Here is a 4,091-nt window from a genome sequence, read left to right on the forward strand (position 1 = left end):
CGGCCGCGACGTTGTACTGATGGTCCGTGAACTGGGTGATAAGGAATTGGGCGAGGCCCGAAGGAGTGTCGATAGGGCCTTCCATGTTGTTGGCCTCGTTAGCAGCGATCCAGGTGAATTCCGGGAAGGCGCTCGGGTTCTGAAGATCGGTCGACAACTCCGTCAGCGGGAGCAGGTGCTCCTCCAGGTAGGCAGGAGTGTTGTCGGCGACGTAGCTGAATTGGGCAAACGGCAACTCGTCGACGGAGTAGTCACCCGATGACACGAGGTCACCCGGGGTGGGCATGCTCTGCGCGTAGCCGGCCCACGATATGCCGGCCTGATCCATTTCTTGCATGAGGTTGGGCGCGTTGATGCCGGCCAAGGTGGGGTTGTAGTCGATGCCGAAGTCCGACCCGCCCATGATCCGGAAGTAGTTGGGATCGCTGGGGTGGCTCAGCGCGTAGTAGTTGTCCGCATATCCGTTGCTGTTGATCAGGCTGTTGATGTACGGCGCGTTGGGGCTACCGACGATGTCGTTGACGCCCTTGTTCTCCATGTAGATCAGGAACACGTGATTCAGCTGGCCGACGTCGGACGTCGGTGGGGTGAGCGGCGCCGCGGTGAGACTCGGATCGCCGACCGTGAACGACTCGTTGTCGGCGTAGGCGCCATTGTAGTTGCCGAGGAACGGGTTTTCGTCGGTGAAGGTCGTGGTCACCTGCGCGGAGGTGGTGCCCTCCGGGACGGTCCCGGAGATGTCGCGTTCCTCAAGTCCGGTGATACCCAGGCGATCCCATACCGTGACTGGGTTGAGCGAGCCGGTGCCCAGAACGTCCCCGTGGGCGTCGAGGAAGCTGACCTGCACTGAGGCCTCGGACGCGTTCAAGCCTTGGCCGCCGAGGTCTGCACTCAGCGTGTACGGCGTTCCGGCTGCGCCGGTGAGGTCGACGGTTTGGCTGAGGGTGGACGTGCCCACGGGTCCGCCGCCGGCGAAAATGTCGCCGCCGCCCGGGGGCGCGTCCTGTGGGAAGGCGAAGAGGGGCGGCGACGCGAACGGCAATGGCGTCGGATAACCGCCCAGGGTGCCGTAGGCGATCGCGGTCGGGGTGCCAGTCTCCGTCCAGCCCGGGATGGTCACCCCGCTGAAGCCCGATCCCGACGGGTCGGCCGTTTCGAAGTTGGGGTCGACCAGCAAGTTCTGACTCATCGGCTGCGCATCCGCGCCGGCGGTGGGATCGGCAGCCGGATCGACGTGGTTAAGCCAGGTGTTGAGCGCGGTGTCCAGCTGCTGACCCAACGCGCTCCAGTCCTGCTCCAGCACATGCAACCAGGCATCAGCCGGGCCGGCCGCGGCCACCGAGCCCACATCGGCGGCCAACGAACCCGCGATCGCGTTGAGGACCGGGTCAATGATTGCGTCAAACTCATCGGCGCGGGCACTGGGCGCAGAAGCCAGCGACCCCAGCCCCAACGTCAAAAACGCGCTGATCGAGCCCGTCCACCAAACCGCTCGCCGATGGCGGCGTGCCATCGCGTTGCGTGAAGTCGGGTTTGCCTTCCTGGGACGCCGATGAGCCATGGCCCTAACCTTCCTCCGACGCGGTGCCCCAGTGATTCGATTGCATGTGGAAGGCGGCAACCATAACTTCGCCCCTTCTACCTGAGGCATACCGGCAACTGGGTCTCGGGCCTGAAAGTACCTTAAGCAGAACCTGAGGATTTAGCTATTGCACGAAAATCCAGCACGATTTTTTGGCGCTCACATGGCCGGACTCGATGAGCGGCGTTGATGCTGGTCACACCGGCGTTATCGGTAACCGCAGCGATCGCTGGCTCCGGGCCGACCCCTCGACTCGCCTCAGCGTCGACGTCAAAGTTAATAACCTTGAGGTTCGTTCACAGCAGGGGTTAAGGCGGACCAACTTTCGCTGATCTGCGTATCTGAACATTATTTTCTCTTAGATTGGCTTGTAACTAATACCCGATCGGCACGGGCGCTAGCTTCGTTCATTCGCCTGACGTTCCAACGTTTGGCGCCCTGGAGATAGTGGAGCCCTTATGAGCAGCAACTTCTGCACGGTCCGCTACGCGCGTCGATGGGGCGTGGGTGTCGGCTTGGTCGGCGCCGCAGTAGCTGCCGCGATGATCGGCGCGGCCAGTGCGCCGGTCGCTCGCGCCGACACCCCTACGGACGTGCTGGGTCAAGCCGTCCAGGACTTGTCGCAAGCGGCCCAGGTGTTCGAGCAGGCCCCCCAGGCATCGCTCGACGCTCACCAACTCGCGGCCTTAGTTCCGGAAGAAGACCTCATCGCCACCACACAGTCGTTTGTCTCCAGCCTGGAGGCGGATCAGGCTGGCCTGCCGGCCGCCGACCAAGCGGGCCTGGCGGATGTGGACCTGGCGGTGTTGCACGCCGACCAAGGGGTGCTCGACGCCGCCCAGGGGTTCCTCGCCGCTGACCAAGCCGGCGATCTCGCCAATTGGGCGTCGGGTCTTCCCACCGACTTGGCGACGCTTGATGCTGACCTGGGTGCAGTTGGCGCAGCCGTCGACGTGGCTTTTGTCGATCTCGGCGCCGAGTTCTTCAGTGCCATAGGCGTTCCGGACATCTTCCTCCCCTGATCAGATTGACGTCTGCCAGCGGGGTGTCTCCAGACCCACGGAAGGCAGCGCCTTAGCCCTACCTCGTTGAGGGAATTTCCCAGAGCGCGCAGATCGCGGTCGACGAGAAGATCCAGCTAATGCAGGCCGGAGAGCATCCTGGCGTCACATTTCTGCTGCTCGGCGACCCAAACCGACCCGACGGCGGCATTCAGCAGAACCTGCTCGACCCAATCCTCGGGCTCTTCGGGCCGCTCGGGGGATTGTTCACCAGCTGAGCAAGCCGGCCCGGTTGCGCATCCGGGTAGGGTCGAATCATCGGGGACGTCTGTGCAGCGCACAACTGCGTGGGAGGACTTGAAGGGGCGTGGAGGACCTCGTACTCGGAATGTCGATGGCACCATCGACGGTCGACATGGTGCTGGTCGAAGGGCGAAACGGCGACGGTGTCACCGTTGACCAAGACGGTTTCCCGGTCGCGGCTTCAGCAGATACCCATAACCCCGCGGCCGATCAGACATTGGCCGCGATCTTGGGCACTCAACAAAGTGCCGCCGAGGGGGGCTATCGGCTGGCATCGACCGGCGTGACCTTGGTTGATCCCGCCCAAGAAGGTGCGCTGCGGGACGCATTGGCCGCCCGCAAGGTCGAAAACGTCATGCTGGTCTCGGCCTTTCTGTCCGCGGCCGCGTTGGCCCAGGCCTACGGCACCGCGACCGGCTACGCCCACACGGGGCTGCTCTTCATCGAGCCGGACTCTGCAACCTTGGCCGTCGTCGACACCGCCGACGGTTCGGTCACTGACATGCGCAAAGCGGCTCTGCCCGATGACGACGTGGACGCCGTTGCGGAACTGACGGCGCTGGCCGCGGGTGCGAACGGGCTGAACCCAAATCCGCAAGGGCTGTTTGTGGTGGGTTCCGACGGCGTCGACGTCGGCGTGATCAAGGCGGAGCTCGAAGCCGCGACTCCGCTTGCCGTCAGCGCGCCCACCGAGCCTGGATCGGCGCTGGCCCGCGGTGCGGCGTTGGCGGCCGCGCATGCGCCGCTGTCGAACTGGTCGACGTCGGCCCTGGCGTACGCCCAAGACCCCGGCACTGGCACGGCGGACCCGGTCGTAGCGGTTGGCGACGCCGTGGACGGTCAACAACTCGCTTACAGCGCAGAGGCCGACGACGATAACGCGTACACGGGGGCGGTGGCCGCTGAATTCTTGCGCGAGGAAACCGATCCGGGTCGCCGGCCATTCCTCGTCGCACTCGGGGTGTTGATGGTCTTCGTTTTCGGTGTCGCCGCCCTGGCGGTGTCGCTGGCGCTTGACATCCGGCCAAAGGTCAGTGACCGGCCCAGCATTGGGCAACATGTGGTAGCTCCCGCCAAACCGGCCCCGCCACCTGTCCAAGCGCCGGCACCTGCCCCGGCTGCTCCGGCCGTGCCGCGGCCCGCCCCCGCTGCTCCGCCAATGCCGGCCGGCCCGCCGCCTATACCGCAGCTGCCGGCGCCACGGC

4 protein-coding genes are annotated in these 4,091 nt (G+C 64.9%); 3 read left to right on the forward strand and 1 reads right to left on the reverse strand.

The features are described 5' to 3' along the window. A partial coding sequence (locus WBF82_RS19210; protein ID WP_424384534.1) for an alkaline phosphatase family protein occupies positions 1-1,561 on the reverse strand: 1,561 nt, incomplete at its 3' end. 479 nt (positions 1,562-2,040) lie between these two features. On the opposite strand from WBF82_RS19210, the gene WBF82_RS19215 reads away from it, so the two are divergent. The 3 genes from WBF82_RS19215 to WBF82_RS19225 form a co-directional block, all read left to right on the forward strand. Further along, positions 2,041-2,604: a hypothetical protein gene (locus WBF82_RS19215; protein ID WP_424384535.1), complete on the forward strand. Its 564-nt coding sequence runs from the start codon at positions 2,041-2,043 to the stop codon at positions 2,602-2,604. 74 nt (positions 2,605-2,678) lie between these two features. Beyond that, positions 2,679-2,861: a PE-PPE domain-containing protein gene (locus WBF82_RS19220; RefSeq protein ID WP_424384537.1), complete on the forward strand. Its 183-nt coding sequence runs from the start codon at positions 2,679-2,681 to the stop codon at positions 2,859-2,861. An 89-nt stretch (positions 2,862-2,950) separates the two neighbouring features. Beyond that, positions 2,951-4,091: DUF7159 family protein (locus WBF82_RS19225; protein ID WP_424384536.1), on the forward strand; the 1,141-nt coding region annotated here is incomplete at its 3' end.

Origin of the sequence: Mycobacterium sp. (assembly GCF_049673265.1) — a bacterium.
In the GTDB taxonomy this organism is placed as follows: domain Bacteria; phylum Actinomycetota; class Actinomycetes; order Mycobacteriales; family Mycobacteriaceae; genus Mycobacterium.

What these genes read in the sequence shown, in the direction of transcription:
- WBF82_RS19215 (WP_424384535.1), top strand. Translation starts at nt 2,041, where the DNA reads ATGAGCAGCAACTTCTGCACGGTCCGCTACGCGCGTCGATGGGGCGTG.